Raw genomic sequence first — 18,151 nt, forward strand, 5'->3', positions numbered from 1 at the left:
AAGCTAATGCGCGAAGCTGCCTTTGTAAAGCAAAATAAAGACAAATGGACTACTTTTGAAAGTGTCCTGGCAAAGAAAACGGAAATTGACCCAAACAAATTATCAGATTTGTACATCGAAATTACCGATCACCTTAGCTATGCCAAGACTTTCTACCCTGGTAGCAACACTGCATTTTTTTTAAATTCTTTAGCTTCAGAGGCACATCAAAAAATATATAAGACCAAAAAGGAGCCAAAAAACAGAATTATCACCTTTTGGAAAACAGAATTTCCTACATTATTTTATCACAATCGTCGAGAATTGCTAATTGCCTTCCTTGTTTTTGCGTTTTTTACGCTAGTAGGAGTTTTCTCTGCAGCTAATGATGGTGATTTTGTTAGGTCTTTTTTAGGAGATGGTTATGTTAATATGACATTAGAAAATATAGCAAATGATGACCCTATGGCTGTTTATAAACAGCAAGGAGAATTTCAAATGTTTTTAGGTATTACCATAAATAACATTAAAGTCGCTATAATGGCTTTTATATATGGCATTTTGCTAGGTATTGGCTCATTATTTATAATGATGCAAAATGGCATTATGCTAGGTAGTTTTCAATATATGTTTTATGAAAAAGGCTTACTTTGGGAATCTGCCAGAACAATATGGATACACGGTACTATAGAAATCTCTGTTATTATAATTGCTGGTTGTGCCGGACTTGTTTTAGCTAAAGGGATTCTTTTTCCTGGTACATATACCAGAATAGAATCTTTTAAAAGAGGAACCGTTATTGGTCTTAAAATAATGCTATCTACAGTACCTTTTTTTATTATAGCTGGTTTTTTAGAAGGCTTTGTTACAAGACATACAGAAATGCCAGATTGGCTTGCAATTTTAATAATTACAAGCTCATTAGCATTAATTTTATTTTATTACGTTATTTACCCATATTTATTACACAAAAAAACTACCCATGCAGAACAATAATTATGTTGAGTTTAAAAAGAAAAGAGATTTAGGCGAAATCTTAGGAGATACTTTTGCTTTTCTAAGAGGTCAATTAAAACCATTTTTTAACACTTTTTTTAAAATTGCAGGACCTTATTTAGTTGTGTTTTTATTATGCAATGCATTTTATACCTACTCTGTTGGAAATATTATAAATTTTAATTTAGAAAGCTCGGATGAAATTTCAAGTGCACTTTTAATAGGCTTATCTGCTTTCCTTTTTATAATATCTATGGGAGTTGCTTACGCAATGGCACAATCTGTAACACTGCACTATATAAAAAGTTATGTAGAAAATAATGGCGCTACTAATTTTGAGCAAATAAAGTCTGAAGTTTACAGTACATTTTGGAAATTTATTGGCCTTGCTTTTTTAGTAGGTATATGTGTTTTAATTGGACTTATGTTTTGTATAATACCTGGAGTATATTTATATGTGCCACTAACTCTTTCTTTTAGTATTCTTATTTTTAATAAAAAATCTGTGGGTGATGCATTTAGCGATGGTTTTTCTTTAGTTAAAGATTACTGGTGGATAACATTTGCAACGCTATTGGTTGTTGGTATTGTTGTGACTATAGCTGGCTATGCTTTTAGTGTTCCTTCTGCAATATATATGTACGCTAAAATGGGTGTGTTTTCTGCAGAAATAGACCCTAGCAATATGGGAGATACTTTAATAGATCCCATAGGAATTGTTATAAATATGATAAGTATTTTATTTCAATATTTACTAAGTATTATAACAGTTGTTGCTGGCGCTCTGATTTATTTTGACTTAAATGAAAGAAAAAATTTAACAGGAACCTTAGAACGTATTAAAAGTTTAGGTAATACTACTGACTATTAATATGAGTAAATTTCTTTTCTCTTTATTTATTTGCTTTACGTTTTCGCTAGCTGCGTATAGTTTTCAAGACTCTACATCTGTTCAGTATGATGATGCTCCGCTGTATGTAAAAAAGATTACTAAAGAAGATTTACAAAAATATAAAGAAGACTCTAAATATGATTACACCTTAGAGAAGGCTGATAATTCCTGGTGGGAAAATTTAAAAACTTGGGCTTATTCTTATCTGCTACGTTTTTTTCAATGGATATTTGGCGGTACAAAAGCAGTAGGATTTTTAGCAGCTTTTTTACAATTTATACCATATATACTTCTTGCTTTTTTAATTTTTATTTTGATAATGTTATTCCTTAAAACAAATATGCGAGGTATTAACTTAGCTAAAAAGAACTTAAGCAACGTTACCCTGTCAGAAGAAGAGCATATTATTAAAAATGAAGATATACAACAGCTTATAAAAAATGCTTTAGAAGACAAAAATTATAGACTAGCCGTTAGATATTACTATCTATACATTTTAAAAATAATGAGCGAAAAAGAGCTTATAGATTGGCAATTGCAAAAAACAAATGACGATTACCAAAAAGAATTAAGTCAATCTAAATACGCAACACCCTTTGTTACTATCACAAGATTGTATGACTACATTTGGTATGGTGATTTTACCATAGATGAGTCTAAATACAATAAAGCTGCAGAAGAATTTATTAAACTACAAAATAGTATAACCAAATCGTGATAAAAAAAGGAGGCACATATATAATTATAATAGTAATCACATTAGTTGTTTACCTTGCTCTAGAATACAGTAAACCCAAGCAGGTTAACTGGTTTCCTTCTTTTGCCAGTCACCATAAAATAGCGTACGGTACAAAAGTACTTAATGATTTAATGGAGAAAAGGTTTGAAGACAAAATGACTTCTGTATACCAACCTCCATATACTTATTTAAAAGATAACGATACTATAACGGGTACATATTTTCTATTAAACAATAGTTTAGAATTAGACAAAAATGAAGTTAACGAATTGCTAGATTGGACCGCAAAAGGCAATACACTTTTCCTTGCGGGCTCTTCTTTTGGTACATCTCTAAAAAATGAATTAGGTTTTAAAACTAAAACATTATACAGTGATGATATTCAGCATCAATTCTATATGCAACTGGTTAATCCGTCTTTAAAAAACAAAAAACCTATTGTATTTAGTAAAAAGAGTAATGTTAATTATTTTTCTGAAATAGATACATTGAATACTACTGTTCTAGGAGTTATAGATAATTTTAAAACTATATCTATTAAAAATGCAAACGTAATTAAACAAGATTACGGTAAAGGAAAAGTTATACTTAGCACCTTCCCAACTGCATTTACTAATTATTTTATTTTACAAAATAGCAACAATACAGATTACACTGCTGCCTTACTATCTTACATAGATAGTAATAAGAATATCTATGTAGACAATCACCATAAAGCAGGTAAAAAATTCTACACGTCGCCAATGCGTGTTTTTTTAAGTGCTAAAGAATTAAAGTGGGCATATTACATTGCTATAATTGGCGCTCTACTTTACGTGTTTTTCGAAGGAAAAAGAAAACAACGTGCAATACCAATAGTTACTCCGTTAAAAAATCAAACTTTAGCATTTACAAGGACTATTGCAGATATGTACTTTAAAAGAAATAGACAAAAAGAAATTGTAGAACATAAAATTAACTTTTTCTTGGACTACGTGCGTTCTAAATTCCACGTAAATACCTTAGAACAAAACGATGATTTTTACAATACAATCTCAGCTAGAAGTTTTCATACAAAAGAAGAAACTAGGGAGTTATTTTCTCTTTTAGATCAACTTTTAGAACAACATACAGTTACTAATGAAGAACTTTTATCATTAGACAAAAAAATAGAAAAATTTAAAGCAAAAGCAAATGGAAGCAAATAACGATATCAACTTTGACAGCAGAATACCTTTAGAAGATTTAAAAAATGCTGTAACAAATATTAAACAAGAGTTAGCCAAAGTAATTATTGGTCAAGACCGTTTTGTAGAGCTATTAATTGTTTCTCTTTTGGTAGACGGACACGTTCTAATAGAAGGTGTCCCCGGTATAGCAAAAACAGTTACTGCTAAATTATTTGCTAAAACTTTAAAAACTGAGTTTAGTCGAATTCAATTTACACCAGATTTAATGCCTAGTGATATTTTAGGAACTTCTATTTTTAATGTAAAAACATCTGAGTTTGAATATAAAAGAGGTCCTATTTTTTCTAACATCATTTTAATTGATGAAATAAACAGAGCTCCGGCTAAAACACAAGCTGCTTTGTTTGAAATTATGGAAGAGACACAAGTTACTATGGATGGTACTACTTATAAAATGGAAGCCCCTTTTATGGTTTTAGCAACACAAAACCCAATTGAGCAAGAAGGTACCTATGCGTTACCAGAAGCTCAATTAGACCGTTTTTTATTTAAAATTAAAGTAGAATACCCTAGCTTAGAAGACGAAATAAAAATATTAACTACACACCACCAACGTAAAGGCATAAAAGCAGATACGCTTATAAAAGATATTTTAACACCTGCCAAGTTAAAAGAATACAAGCAAAACATACAAGAGGTAATTGTAGAAGAAAAAATTATACGTTACGTTGCAGAGATTATTACAAAAACACGTAACCACCCGCATTTATATTTAGGAGGTTCTCCAAGAGCTTCGTTGGCTACTTTAAATGCAGCTAAAGCATTTGCTGCTATAAACGGAAGAGATTTTGTTACTCCTGAAGACGTTAAAAAAGCACTAGAACCTGTATTAAACCACAGAGTTATTTTAACTCCAGAACGCGAAATGGAAGGTATGACAACAGAAAGCGTTGTACATATGATTATGGAATCTGTAGAAATACCTAGATAATACATGCGCTTTTTAAAATCGTTTTACATACACAACACTTTTTTTTGGTATTTAGCCATCTTATCAGCAATGTTCATAACATCTTACTGGAATAAGTGGCTGTACCCAATTGCTTGGCTTTGTACAATGATTTTAATTGCCTTATTTATATTAGATATTTACTTACTTTACGCTACAAAAAATGGTGTAAAAGCATCTAGATCTTTACCGCAAAAATTATCAAACAGCGACCATAACCCAGTAGTTATGGAATTTAAGAGTACTTACGCTTTTAAAGCAGGTATTTCTGTGGTAGAAGAATTGCCAATTCAATTTCAAAAAAGAGACTTTAAATACAATACAACATTAATTAAAGGAACACCTAAGTTATTTGAATACACTGTACGACCTGTAGAACGCGGCGAGTATTATTTTGGAAATCTAAACATTTACACATCTTCTCCACTGCGTATAGTAAAACGTAAGTTTCTGTTTCAGAAAAACCAAATGGTTCCTGTGTACCCTTCTATTATTCAAATGCAGAAATACGATTTTTTAGCTATTAGCAATAAATTATCGGAATTTGGAATGAAAAAAATTAGGCGTATTGGCAATACTCAAGAGTTTGAGCAAATTAAAGAATATGTACAGGGTGATGACTTTAGAACTATTAACTGGAAAGCTACTGCAAAAAGCAATCATTTAATGGTGAATCAGTATCAGGATGAAAAATCGCAACCAATATATTCTGTTATAGACACTGGACGTGTAATGAAAATGCCTTTTAATGGCTTAAAACTTTTAGATTATGCCATTAATAGTACTCTTGCGTTTTCTAATGTTGCTCTAAAAAAGAATGATAAAACAGGGATGATATCGTTCTCTAAAAACATAGAAACTTTTTTACCTGCGGTACAGAAACCAACCTATTTAAACGCTATTTTAGAGAAACTTTACAACATTACAACAGAATATACAGATTCTGACTTTGGCCTGCTCTACGCTCATATAAAACGCAGAGTAAACCATAGAAGTTTACTTTTGTTGTACACTAATTTTGAACATATAACTGCAATGCGCAGGCAATTACCTTTTTTATTAGCCATTGCTAAAAAACACGTTTTAGTTGTTATCTTTTTTGAAAATACAGAATTAGAAAGCTTGGTAAATTCTAATACAGAAGACTTACAAGGTATTTACCATAAAACTATTGCAGAAAAGTTTTCTATGGAAAAAAAGTTAATGCAAAAAGAATTACAACAATACGGCATACAAACAATACTTACAAAGCCAGAAGAGCTTACAATTAATACCATAAACAAGTATTTAGAAATAAAAGCAAGAGGGCTTTTATAGAAGCGAATAAGCTGTTTTTTATGTCTATTTGTAACAAACATAAAAACAAATTCTATTACTTTGAAAGCTACCAATAGTACACTAGCCGGCACCAACACAATATTCTCTTTATACAAAGCAGCTATAGACTACCAAAAAATAAAGTTTGCTGATAATGTTTGGCCTTTATTTTCTAAAGAATTAGAGAAACAGAAATAAAAAAAAACGGACAATTTAAACTTGTAATTAATAACACTATTGCCTGCATTTGGGATATAACTTTTTGTGCTCCAGAAATTTGGTAGACAGAGACCAAGAGTCTGCAGTTTATATGCATAGAATAGTAACTAATCCTGAATTTAGGGGATTTTCTTTTTTAGGTATATTCAAAATAGAAAATTCTGAAAACTTGCCTAACCATTACCATAATGCAAATGTTTGTCTTTTTGAAATTAAAACACCTTAAATACTCACTTACATTATTCATTGTAAAAGAAGCACTTAAAAGAATTCTTTAAAAAATTCCTACAATATTACAGTAATACGATTAAAATTATTTAATTTTCCCTATATTATATATTCTAAACCCTAAATAAAACTTATGCTAAAGTCTAACTACCAAAAAATATACAGTGGCAACCAATTTGATGTTCTAGCAATTGTAGAGGAACTACACGCTATACACATAGAAGGTATTGTAAAAGACGAAACAGAATCTGGCAGATTAGCTGGTTTTGGAACTGCTATCCCTGGTGAGCAAGATTTATATGTACACAATGACGAAGCAGAAAAAGCAAAAGAGCTTTTAGAAAATCGTTTTAAAAAATCTTAATACAAACGTGTTATTTAATTCAGTGCTAAATAGATAAATCTATACTTAGCAAGAAAATAATATAAAAATACCAACAACTACTTACAAAAAAATTTTACTTTTACCGTAGGTGTTTATGTACATATGAAAGCTTCCCCCAAAACAATAGAATTAAGGTTCTCTAGAACTTTAATTCTAATCATAATTGCTATATGCGTTTTTCCATTTATTCTTCAGCAACTTGGAGTTAATTTCGGAAGCGTTAATCTTGTCTTTAATGCTAACGGGGAAAAAGTAAAACTAGACCATACTTCACAAGATCTAATTTTAACCAATTTAAGAGGAACTTTTACTCATTTAATTTTAGAATGGACTGCAATATGTATTGCTATTGCTACTGCAATACTTGCTTTTATACAATACAGAATAACAAATAACCCAGCTACTCCTATAATTGGCGCAGCTCTTTTATGTGCAGGCTTTATAGATGCTTTTCATGCGCTCTCTGCTATTAAAGTAATTAAATCTGTTTCAGATAACGAGAATTTTTTACCCTTTACATGGGCTATATCTAGAATATTTAATAGTGTAATTTTAATTTTAGGAACTAGTATCTTTCTTTTTAAATCTAAAAGAATGGCACCTAAAAAAGGTAGACGCTTTGTCTTGCTTATTTGCCTAAGTTTTATATTTATTGCTTATTTAACGGTATACTTTGCGGCATTAAGTAATAGTCTACCGCAAACTACTTTTCAAAATAGCTTTATAACAAGACCTTATGATGTAATACCTCTGTTTTTATTTTTGTTTATGGCAATATGGTTACTACCTCAGTTTCATAAAAAAGAAAATAGCGTATTTTCTAGTGCTTTATTATGGAGTATGATACCTGCAATAGCAACCCAAATGTATATGGTTTTTGGATCTAAAGATTTACACGACTCTAACTTTAACATAGCACATTCTCTTAAAGCAATTTCTTATTTAATTCCTTTTATTGGCATAACACTAGATTACATTACAACCCATAAAAAAGAACAGGTTAGAATAACAGAATTAAAAAATGCGCAATTTAATTTAAGACAAAAAAATAAAGAGTTAGAGCAGTTTGCCTATATAGCATCTCACGACTTACAAGAACCATTGCGTACTGTTATGAACTTTACACAATTGTTTGAAGAAGAGTTTCAAGATAAAATAGACACTAACGGATCTACATACTTAAACTTTATTAAAGAAGCCACAATTAGAATGAGCGCACTAATAAAAGGCCTCTTAGATTATTCTAGAATTGGATCCAAAACAGAAATTAGTAACGTAAAATTTAATAAATTATTAAAGACTGTAAAAATTGATTTGGAAGCTATTATTAAAGAATCTGGCGCCAAAATAAAAGTAAAGAAATTACCCAAAATTAAAGGGCATAAAACAGAATTGCGTATGTTATTCCAGAACCTAATAACAAATGCAATTAAGTTTAGAAAAGAAGGTATACCTCCTGTAATACAAATTAAAGCCATAGATATTGGCGAGTATTGGGAGTTTAGTGTAAAAGATAACGGAATTGGTATTGAAGAAAAACACAAAGAAAAAATATTTTCTATGTTTCAACAACTACATTCTAAAGGTACATATGAAGGTACAGGGATTGGACTAGCTCACAGTTTTAAAATTGTATCTATACACAAAGGACAAATTTGGGTAGTTTCTGAGCCTAACAAAGGAAGCGAATTTAAGTTCACTATTAAAAAAGAAGAATGAATACTAAGCTAAAAAGTATATTGCTAATTGATGATGACGATGCAACTAATTTTTTGCATAAAATGGTAATTAACAAACTTAATTGCACAGAGGAAATTGTAATTAAAACAAACGGAGAAGAAGGTATAAACTATCTAAAAACAGAAATAGACGGTAAATACCCACAGCCTAATCTAATTTTACTAGACATTAATATGCCTATTATGAATGGATGGGAGTTTCTACAAGAATACAAAAAACTTCATGAAAACCAAATGGCTGAAACTGTTGTTGTAATGCTTACTACGTCTCTTAATCCAGATGATAAAGAAAGAGCACTAGGCTTAACAGTAATTAATGATTTTAAAAGTAAACCTTTAACTCCTGTTGGGTTAAAAGATATTTTAGATAATTTTTTTCTGTTTTCTGATGAAAGCTAGCTGTTAAAATTAAAGTACCTTTATCGCTATGCAAATTTCTTTTACAGATCAAATGGGTAGACAGGTAGTGTGCCCAAAAAGACCATTACGTATTATATCTCTAGTTCCGTCACAAACAGAACTCTTAGTAGACTTAGGACTAGAAGAGTACATTGTAGGCGTTACAAAATTCTGTATACACCCCAAACACTTACGTATGTCTAAAAAGGTAGTTGGCGGTACAAAAAAAATCTCCTTAGCTAAAATTGAAGCTATAAAACCAGATATTATATTATGCAATAAGGAAGAAAATACAAAGGAAATTGTAGAAAGCTTAGAAAAATTATACCCTGTACACGTATCAGACATTAATGATTTAGAAGACTCACTAGAATTAATAATGCAATACGGTACTATTTTTAATAAATTATTTAGTGCTACTAAAATTGTTAGCACCATACGAAACGAAGCAAATTCTTTTAAAGATTTTATAAAAGATAAGCATACTAAAAAAGTAGCATACCTAATCTGGAAAGATCCATATATGGCTGCAGGCCAAGGAACTTTTATAAACCACATGCTAACCTTAAATAAATATGAAAATGTTTTTAAGAGTGATTTAAGATACCCAGAAGCAACTTTAGAAGAGATTAAAGAACTTAATCCCGATCTTTTATTGTTATCATCAGAACCGTTTCCTTTTAAGAGAGAACATATAGGTGAGATTAAAAAAATAATGCCATCTACAACTATTGAGTTGGTAGATGGCGAATACTTTTCTTGGTATGGCAGCAGATTATTAGATGCCTTTATTTATTTTAAATCTCTACATTACTAATTATAAGTTTAATGCAGCATTTTTAGCAAGTTCAAACTCAGCTATTATTTCTTTTACTATTGCCGCAGCAGGCATTATTTTATGAATTATAGCAGCGACTTGACCTATCTCTAGTTCCCCATCTACCATATCACCCTCAAACATACCACGTTTAGCTCTTGCTCTTCCTAAAAGAGTTTTTAAATCTTCTGGAGTTGCACAATCTTTATAGGCTTGTTGCACATCATCAAAAAACTTATTTTTTAACAAACGTACAGGCGCAAGTTCTTTAAGAGTTAGTTGTGTATCGCCTTCTTGAGCCGCCACTACCCTTTCTTTAAATAACTGATGAGAAGATGCCTCTTCACTAGCAACAAAACGACTACCAATTTGTACACCATCTGCACCTAAAATCATTGCTGCTAACATTGCCTTACCAGTTGCAATTCCGCCAGCTGCTATTAAAGGAATTTTTAATTGCTCTTTAACTGCTGGTATTAACGTTAAAGTTGTAGTCTCATCTCTACCATTATGTCCGCCTGCCTCAAAACCTTCTGCAACAACAGCATCTACACCCGCTGCTTCAGATTTTAATGCAAACTTTAAACTACTAACAACATGTACTACAGTAATTCCTTTTTCTTTTAAAAAGCTTGTCCACGTTTTTGGATTACCCGCAGAGGTAAATACTATTTTTACGCCTAGCTCTACAATTATATTCATAATCTCCTCTACGTTAGGGTACAGCATTGGTACATTAACAGCAAAAGGTTTAGATGTAGCTTCTTTACATTTAACAATATGCTCTCTTAAAACATCAGGATACATAGACCCTGCACCAATTATTCCTAATCCGCCTGCATTAGATACTGCAGAAGCCAATTTCCAACCACTAGTCCAAATCATTCCGGCTTGTATAATTGGATATTCTATTTTAAATAATGATGTTATTCTATTTTGCATATTTTAATTTTATCAAACTTAAAAAAATTATTAAGATATAACTCCAGAGCCTATTAACTCATCCTCTATATACCAAGCAACAAATTGCCCTTCGGTCATAGCAGATTGCTCTTCTTCAAAATCTACATACAAACCAGCATTAACCTTATATAAAGTTGCTTTTTGCAATGCTTGTCTGTAACGTATACGCGCCATAACCTGCATTGTACCATCGACCTCTAAAGCCATATCTGTACGCACCCAATGTAGTTCCTCATTAGACACAAAAAGTGCTCTACGGTATAACCCTGGATGATCTTTTCCTTGACCAGTATAAATTACATTATCGTTTACATCTGTTTCTATTACAAATAATGGTTCTTTTGTACCACCAACTGCCAATCCTTTACGCTGTCCTTTAGTAAAATAATGTGCTCCTTGATGTTCACCAACAACTTTACCATCTTCTAGATTGTAAATAGGCTTAGTAGCATAATAAGCTAGCTCTGCCTCTTTATTTTTAAATTCTGGCAATGTAGTATTGTATTGTTCTAATACAGATGGAACTTCTACAATAACACCTGTTTTAGGTTTTAATTTTTGTTGAAGAAAATCTGGCAAACGAACTTTACCGATAAAGCAAAGACCTTGAGAATCTTTTTTATCAGCCGTAATTAAATCGTTCTCCGCAGCTATTTTACGTACTTCTGGTTTCGTTAAATCTCCTATTGGAAATAACGTTTTAGACAATTGCTCTTGTGATAATTGACACAAGAAATAAGATTGATCCTTATTATCATCCTTACCTGCTAATAACTGGTGTATTTCTGTACCCTCTTTATTTACAAAAGATGTTTTTCTACAATAGTGTCCTGTAGCAACATAATCTGCTCCTAGTTGCAATGCTATCTTTAAAAAAACATCGAACTTAATTTCTCTATTACAAAGTACATCTGGGTTTGGTGTTCTACCCTTTTCGTACTCGTTAAACATATAGTCTACTATACGTTCTTTATATTCTACACTTAAATCTACTGTCTGAAAAGGAATTCCCAGTTTTTCTGCTACTATTAATGCATCATTACTATCCTCTAACCAAGGACACTCATTAGAAATTGTTACAGTATCATCATGCCAGTTTTTCATAAACAAGCCAATAACCTCATAACCTTGCTCTTTTAAAAGATAGGCTGTAACGCTAGAATCTACTCCACCTGAAAGTCCTACTACTACTTTTTTCATTTTTATTAATCTGAATTGCAAAAATACAAAAAACTAAAATGTCTTGTATTTCTATTACTATGCATAAATCTTTAATTTATGATACAAATTTATGCTGTTTATCGATGTTTTATATCGATTAAAATCTACTCCAAAACTTAGTCGGATGTTTAACAACAAAATGACTCTAATTAACATACAAAAAAGAGGCTTTGACAACTAAACTTTTTTAGATCCTCTAATAGGTTGCATCTTTGGAGTCCCAAATGTAACTAAGCTTAACCTACTTAGTGCTTAAAGCTCCTAGAAATAGGGGCTTTTTTTATTTAAAAATACTTGTAAAAAAAATCCTGCTTCAGTTATGAAGCAGGATTTTTATATATAAATTAAAAGAATATTACTTATTCTTTTTTTGTTCCTCTGCTTGCTCCATCATTTCACGCATCTTCTTCTGAAACTTATTTTCTTTTTTAGGTTTCTTTTTATTCTCCTGAATTTTAGCGTGTATCTTATCTTCATCTATAATAAACTTCTTAATTGCCAACATAATAAATATTGTAATTAAGTTAGATACAAAGTAATACAAACTAAGTCCACTTGCGTAACTATTAAAGAATACTAACATCATTAATGGAGATAGATAAAGTATAAATTTCATATTAGGCATACCTGGTTGTTGCTGCATATTCTGTCCAGATGTCATCATCATATAAAAGAAAATGGCAATAGATGCTAATATTGGAAACAAACTTACGTGATCTCCGTACAATGGAATATGGAATGGTAATTCCGCTATAATATCATAAGAAGATAAATCGTCTGCCCATAAAAACGGCTTTTGGCGCAATGCAAAAGATGTTGGGAAAAACATAAACAAAGCATAAAATACTGGCAACTGCACTAAAGCTGGCAAACAACCACTCATAGGACTGGCGCCTGCTTTGTTATACAGCTTCATCGTTTCTTGCTGCTTTTTCATTGCATTGTCTTTATACTTTTCTCCTATTTCTGCAATTTCAGGTTTTAACACCTTCATTTTTGCTTGGGATAAGTAAGACTTATATGTTACTGGCGACATTAATAAACGTACCATTATTGTCATTACTATAATTGCTATACCATAAGGTAAAAAGCCACTTAAAAATGTATATGCTGGTGTAAATACGTATCTGTTAATAAAACCAAAGATACCCCAACCGTAAGGTATAGAATCTTCTAAACCAAGATCTTCGTATTTAGAAAGTTCTTGTATATCTGTTGGCCCGTAATACAAGTTCATATTATACGCAAGTTCACCTCCTTTTGCTTCTAAAGGCAAGATTGCAGTATTCTCTTTAGTATACTTTGTTTCTGGAGTATCGTCTTCAACTAAATTCTTAGAACTTAATTTAGCAGTTTTAAAGTGTGTATCTGATGCTAAAATTGAGCTAAAAAAATGTTGTCTGTATGATAACCATTTTATGTCTACTTCTTCATCTTCTTCATCATCGCTACCTTCTGACAATTTACTAATATCACCATCGTCATGATTATACGTTAAACGTGTATACCTATTTTCATAAGTAACACTTTTACTGTGACGAATTCCCTTCTGTTTCCATTCTAATGTAATTGGAGCAGATGAATTTATAACACCATTTAAACCTTGAGAACGTATATTAAAATCTAATAAATATTCATCTGGCTTAATTTCGTATCTATATTCTAAAAAGTCTGTGCTAGACACTTTAGCTTTCATAGAAAGAATAGTGTTCTTTCCGTTTTTAGAAATTGTTGGTTCAAAAAATAACTCCTTAGTATCTAAAACTCTGTTGTCTGATGTAGTAAATGTTATTCCAAAACTAGAATTATTATCTTTTACTAAATAAAGAGGAAGAGAGTCATAGGTAACAAAGTTTTTCATCTTTGCCTCTACTATTTGTCCTCCTTTATTATCTACCTTTAAGAAAAGAACGTTATTTTCTAAAACCGTAGTACCTTCTTTAGATGGCGTATAACCAAAAGCTCCTATTTTACTTTTATAGTTAGCTACTTCTGTAGAATCGTTTAAATTTAAAACTGGAGTTTGTGCAACTGCAGGTTCTTCCTTTTCTGTTGTAGCAGATGCTTCAACTTTGTCTTGTTCCTTTTTCTGTGCTTCTAACTCTTCTGCAGTTGGTTGCGTGGTGTTAAACCACACAACAAATAAACCAAAAATCAGTAAAAAACCAATAAGGGTTTTAGGGTCAAATTTCTTTTCTTCCATTCTAATATGTCAAAGATTTTATAGTATATAACTACAAATCTAATTTGTGTTAATAATAAATTACAGTTTGCAAATATATGCCCAAATGTACATTCTATGCCAAACTGACACTCTTTTATTGCTTTTTATGGTCTAAGGCAGCTTTAACAAAACCAACAAATAGTGGATGTGGGTTAGCTACTGTACTCTTATATTCCGGGTGATATTGCACGCCTATAAACCAAGGATGTACATCTTTTGGTAATTCTACAATTTCTACAAGACCTGTATCTTTGTTAATACCAGAAGCCTGTAAACCTGCTTTTGTTATTTGTTCTTTATACTTGTTATTAAACTCGTATCTGTGTCTATGACGTTCAGAAATATCTGCTGTACCATTATACACCTCTTTTACTAAACTATTATCTTCTAAATGACAAGCCCAAGTACCTAAACGCATAGTACCACCTTTGTTTACTACGGTTTTTTGTTCTTCCATTAAATTTATTACTGGGTTTGGCGTATACTCATCCATTTCTTTAGAATTAGCATCTGCTAATTTTAAAACGTTTCTAGAAAACTCTATAACTGCCATTTGCATACCTAAACAAATACCTAAAAACGGAATTTTGTTTTCTCTAGCATACCTTACAGCTTCAATTTTACCCTCTATACCTCTTTCTCCAAATCCTGGAGCAACAAGTATACCGTCTAAACCTTTTAATTCTTCAGACATATCTTTACCTAAAATATGCTCAGAATGTATAGACTTAACTTCTACTTTTACTTCGTTTTCTGCACCTGCGTGTATAAAAGCTTCTAAAATAGATTTGTAAGAATCTTGTAATTCTACATATTTACCAATAAGGCCAATAGTAACATTATTCTTAGGGTTTTTGTGACGCTTTAAAAATTGGTTCCATGTAGTTAAATCTGGTTTTACAGTATCAGATAAAGCTAACCTTTCTAAAACAACCGTATCTAAACCTTCTTCTTGCATTAATAAAGGAACATCGTAAATAGTAGATGCATCTATAGATTGTATAACCGCTTCACGTTTAACATTACAAAACAATGCTAATTTATGCTTAATCTCGTCAGATATTTCGTGCTCTGTTCTACACACTAAAATATCAGCCTTAATACCACTCTCCATTAATGTTTTAACAGAGTGTTGTGTTGGTTTTGTTTTTAACTCTCCAGCAGCAGATAAATAAGGCACCAATGTTAAGTGAATTACAATTCCGTTATTATCTCCAAGTTCCCATAACAACTGTCTAACAGCTTCTATATAAGGTAGAGACTCAATATCACCAACAGTACCACCAATTTCTGTAATTACAATATCGTAATCTCCACTTTTACCAAGTATTTGAATACGCTCTTTAATTTCGTTGGTAATATGCGGTACAACCTGTACTGTTTTACCTAAAAACTCACCACGACGTTCTTTTTCTATAACGCTTTGGTAAATTCTTCCGGTAGTAACATTGTTTGCTTGTGAGGTTCTAACGTTTAAAAAACGTTCGTAATGACCAAGATCTAAATCCGTTTCTGCACCATCGTCAGTAACGTAGCATTCTCCGTGTTCGTAAGGGTTTAATGTTCCTGGATCTACGTTAATGTACGGATCCAATTTCTGAATGGTAGTTCTATATCCTCTAGCTTGTAATAATTTAGCCAAAGATGCAGCTATAATTCCTTTTCCTAGAGAAGATGTAACCCCTCCGGTTACAAAAATGTACTTAGTATTTGCCATGTAGCGTTAGGTTGTTTTCTTAACGCAAGCAAAAATAGCAAATTGCTATAACAAAAGAGGACTATTCTTTAGGAAAATCTTTCTGAATTTTTAGAATGATATCTTCTAATCCATTTATTTTAATTTCAAGCATAGATTTTAACAAATTACCTAGTTTACCCTCAGGAAATCCCTTTTGATTAAACCAAATTAAATACCGTTCTGGTAAGTGTACTAAGTACCAGCCTTTATACTTACCAAACGGCATTCTATAATGAGCCAATTCTATTAATTTTTTATTGTCGTTTTTTAACATAGTATAAAAGTCCAAAATCGTTTTTTATTCGTAAATCCTAAAGAAATCAACAACATACACTTTAAACTCAGTAAAAAAGAAGATATATTTACTGCAAAAAACACTTTTAACCAACTACACTATGAAAAAGGTAATTAGCCTATTTGTTTTTTTATTACTATTAAATTCTTGCAACAAAGATAGTCAAGAACTTTTTAACTTAATAGAACAAAGCGAAAATACAGATACAGATAATACAGATTTAGACACTGATGAAGATGGCATTAGTGATGATGATGAAAATAATGATGGTACCGACCCTTTAAAAGCAGATACGGATAATGATGGTGTTGATGATGGTGATGAAAAAAAAGATGGCACAAACCCTCTAAAAGCTGATACTGATGACGACAACATTGATGATGGAACAGAAAAGAGTGATGGGACAGACCCATTAAATCCTGATTCTGACGATGACAACGTTAATGATGGAGTAGAAAAAAATGATGGAACAGACCCTTTAAATGTTGATTCTGATGATGATGGCTTGAATGACGGACAAGAAAAGACTAATGAAACTGACCCTTTAGAAGAAGACACAGATGGTGATGGTGTTTTAGATGGAACTGAATTAACAGACAATACAGACCCAACAGAAAATTGTTCGTTCTTATTAAATAGTCAAACCGTAACTACATCTAATGAATGGAATATTTTAGATTGTGATAATGACGGTATTAATAATATCACTGAAGTAAACACAGGAACAGACCCATTAGTTGTAAACGAGGAAATTGTAAAATCTCCTATTCTTGGTACATGGTCACTAGTTAGCGCAACTATAGATAATGGAACTGCCAGCACAGTAGTAAACAACCAAACATATCCATTAGAATACACAGCAAGTTCTGAAAACGAAAGCTCTACAGCAACATTTACAGAAGATCCTAACAAAATTTTAAGCACAGGAGAATATACTACAGTTATACAGTTTAACTTTCTAGGAAAAGATTACACGGAAACAATAACATCTGAAAGTCCGCTTACTTCTGGTGATTGGAATATTAATAACAATACACTAGAACTTAATGCAAATGAAATTGTAGATGGCAACTACACAATAATAAGTTTAACAGAAACTAGTTTAGTGCTACAAACTGAAGTAAACAGAATAATACAAACAGGAGGTGTAGATTTAGACACCAAAGGCACTTTGGTAATTACAATGATAAAGGAACAGTAATTATTCCCTATACTTAATAACACAAAAAAAGAGTGACACATAATTATGTGTCACTCTTTTTTGTTAATAGAGTTGCCCCTATTTTTTCTTAATTAAATCAGCAGCTATTTTCTTATTCCAAAAGAGCTGTTTTTCTATGTCTCTAGAGTAGTTTGTTTCTTTATCATATAAATCTTGATAAGCCTCTAGATCTTTATTTATTTTAGCATAAATATCTTTAACTTCTTTTCTTGTATTAGGAGATGGGCTTAGAGTACTCAATTTCAATCTCATTTTTCGAGCAAAGAGTTCTGCTATATCAAAATGCAATTGTTCATGACTCAATGTAATATCTGTACATAAGTCTTTCTTATACCAAGATTTATAAGGATAAAAAAAAGCACCAATTTCAAAAGTGAAACTGGCGCTATTATTTTTAAAACTTGTTGTGTATTTATAATTAATACCACTAGCAGTAATTGCTGCCACTCTATTACTTACTGGCGCTTTTTCTTTAAAGTTAGACCAAGTTAATTTTACTCCTGGTTTCCATAAAATAGTTTCCTCTGTTTGCGCTTGTACATTTTTACATATCACTAAAACAAGTAAAAAACATATTTTCCTAAAGAAAAGCATAAAACA

Annotated in this window: 18 protein-coding genes; 12 read left to right on the plus strand and 6 right to left on the minus strand. The window is 31.4% G+C overall.

Features of this window, described 5'->3' with window-relative positions; translation table 11 throughout:
* The first annotated feature begins 6 nt into the window (after positions 1-6).
* The 11 genes from BT107_RS05640 to BT107_RS05685 all read left to right on the plus strand — a co-directional run bounded on the left by BT107_RS05640 (position 7) and on the right by BT107_RS05685 (position 9,888).
* Complete coding sequence (locus BT107_RS05640) at positions 7-975, plus strand: stage II sporulation protein M (protein ID WP_072302764.1); 969 nt, start codon at positions 7-9, stop codon at positions 973-975.
* Positions 962-1,846 carry a hypothetical protein gene (locus tag BT107_RS05645; RefSeq protein WP_072302765.1) on the plus strand — a complete coding sequence of 295 codons (885 nt, stop codon included), beginning with the start codon at positions 962-964 and terminating at the stop codon, positions 1,844-1,846. Before BT107_RS05640 ends, BT107_RS05645 begins: the two co-directional genes overlap by 14 nt.
* Position 1,847: 1 nt before the next feature.
* Positions 1,848-2,585, plus strand: coding sequence for a DUF4129 domain-containing protein (locus BT107_RS05650; protein WP_072302766.1), 738 nt, complete (start codon positions 1,848-1,850; stop codon positions 2,583-2,585).
* The gene (locus BT107_RS05655; RefSeq protein ID WP_072302767.1) at positions 2,582-3,793 is read left to right on the plus strand and encodes a DUF4350 domain-containing protein; all 1,212 of its coding nucleotides are present in this window, start codon (positions 2,582-2,584) and stop codon (positions 3,791-3,793) included. Before BT107_RS05650 ends, BT107_RS05655 begins: the two co-directional genes overlap by 4 nt.
* Positions 3,780-4,766 carry an AAA family ATPase gene (locus BT107_RS05660; RefSeq protein ID WP_072302768.1) on the plus strand — a complete coding sequence of 329 codons (987 nt, stop codon included), beginning with the start codon at positions 3,780-3,782 and terminating at the stop codon, positions 4,764-4,766. Before BT107_RS05655 ends, BT107_RS05660 begins: the two co-directional genes overlap by 14 nt.
* A gap of 3 nt (positions 4,767-4,769) precedes the next feature.
* On the plus strand, positions 4,770-6,101 hold the full coding sequence (locus tag BT107_RS05665) for a DUF58 domain-containing protein (protein ID WP_072302769.1): 1,332 nt from the start codon (positions 4,770-4,772) through the stop codon (positions 6,099-6,101).
* 60 nt (positions 6,102-6,161) lie between these two features.
* Positions 6,162-6,299 (plus strand): hypothetical protein, encoded by a 138-nt coding sequence (locus BT107_RS17660; RefSeq protein WP_244543100.1) that lies wholly within the window; start codon positions 6,162-6,164, stop codon positions 6,297-6,299.
* A 382-nt stretch (positions 6,300-6,681) separates the two neighbouring features.
* Positions 6,682-6,912, plus strand: a complete 231-nt coding sequence (locus tag BT107_RS05670) for a putative signal transducing protein (RefSeq protein WP_072302770.1) — start codon at positions 6,682-6,684, stop codon at positions 6,910-6,912.
* A gap of 123 nt (positions 6,913-7,035) precedes the next feature.
* Positions 7,036-8,652, plus strand: a complete 1,617-nt coding sequence (locus tag BT107_RS05675; RefSeq protein WP_072302771.1) for an ATP-binding protein — start codon at positions 7,036-7,038, stop codon at positions 8,650-8,652.
* Complete coding sequence (locus tag BT107_RS05680; protein WP_072302772.1) at positions 8,649-9,071, plus strand: response regulator; 423 nt, start codon at positions 8,649-8,651, stop codon at positions 9,069-9,071. Before BT107_RS05675 ends, BT107_RS05680 begins: the two co-directional genes overlap by 4 nt.
* A gap of 28 nt (positions 9,072-9,099) precedes the next feature.
* Positions 9,100-9,888, plus strand: coding sequence for an ABC transporter substrate-binding protein (locus tag BT107_RS05685; protein ID WP_072302773.1), 789 nt, complete (start codon positions 9,100-9,102; stop codon positions 9,886-9,888).
* Here the strand turns inward: BT107_RS05685 and BT107_RS05690 are convergent, their stop codons facing one another.
* The 5 genes from BT107_RS05690 to BT107_RS05710 form a co-directional block, all read right to left on the minus strand.
* Positions 9,889-10,830, minus strand: a complete 942-nt coding sequence (locus BT107_RS05690; RefSeq protein ID WP_072302774.1) for an NAD(P)H-dependent flavin oxidoreductase — start codon at positions 10,828-10,830, stop codon at positions 9,889-9,891.
* A gap of 30 nt (positions 10,831-10,860) precedes the next feature.
* Positions 10,861-12,051 (minus strand): tRNA 2-thiouridine(34) synthase MnmA, encoded by a 1,191-nt coding sequence (mnmA, locus tag BT107_RS05695; protein WP_072302775.1) that lies wholly within the window; start codon positions 12,049-12,051, stop codon positions 10,861-10,863.
* A gap of 376 nt (positions 12,052-12,427) precedes the next feature.
* Positions 12,428-14,275, minus strand: a complete 1,848-nt coding sequence (yidC, locus tag BT107_RS05700) for a membrane protein insertase YidC (protein WP_072302776.1) — start codon at positions 14,273-14,275, stop codon at positions 12,428-12,430.
* Positions 14,276-14,390: 115 nt separating this feature from the next.
* Positions 14,391-16,013: a CTP synthase gene (locus tag BT107_RS05705; protein ID WP_072302777.1), complete on the minus strand. Its 1,623-nt coding sequence runs from the start codon at positions 16,011-16,013 to the stop codon at positions 14,391-14,393.
* A 61-nt stretch (positions 16,014-16,074) separates the two neighbouring features.
* Positions 16,075-16,308, minus strand: coding sequence for a DUF3820 family protein (locus tag BT107_RS05710; protein ID WP_072302778.1), 234 nt, complete (start codon positions 16,306-16,308; stop codon positions 16,075-16,077).
* A 121-nt stretch (positions 16,309-16,429) separates the two neighbouring features.
* Here BT107_RS05710 and BT107_RS17500 point away from each other — a divergent pair, with 121 nt between their 5' ends.
* A complete protein-coding gene (locus BT107_RS17500; protein ID WP_072302779.1) occupies positions 16,430-17,530 on the plus strand; it encodes a lipocalin family protein in 1,101 nt (366 codons plus the stop codon).
* Between the two features lie 78 nt (positions 17,531-17,608).
* On the opposite strand, the gene BT107_RS05720 is transcribed toward BT107_RS17500, so the two are convergent.
* The gene (locus BT107_RS05720) at positions 17,609-18,106 is read right to left on the minus strand and encodes a DUF922 domain-containing protein (protein ID WP_244543101.1); all 498 of its coding nucleotides are present in this window, start codon (positions 18,104-18,106) and stop codon (positions 17,609-17,611) included.
* Positions 18,107-18,151 lie beyond the last annotated feature (45 nt).

It is taken from the genome of Cellulophaga fucicola, assembly GCF_900119145.1.
GTDB lineage: Bacteria > Bacteroidota > Bacteroidia > Flavobacteriales > Flavobacteriaceae > Cellulophaga > Cellulophaga fucicola.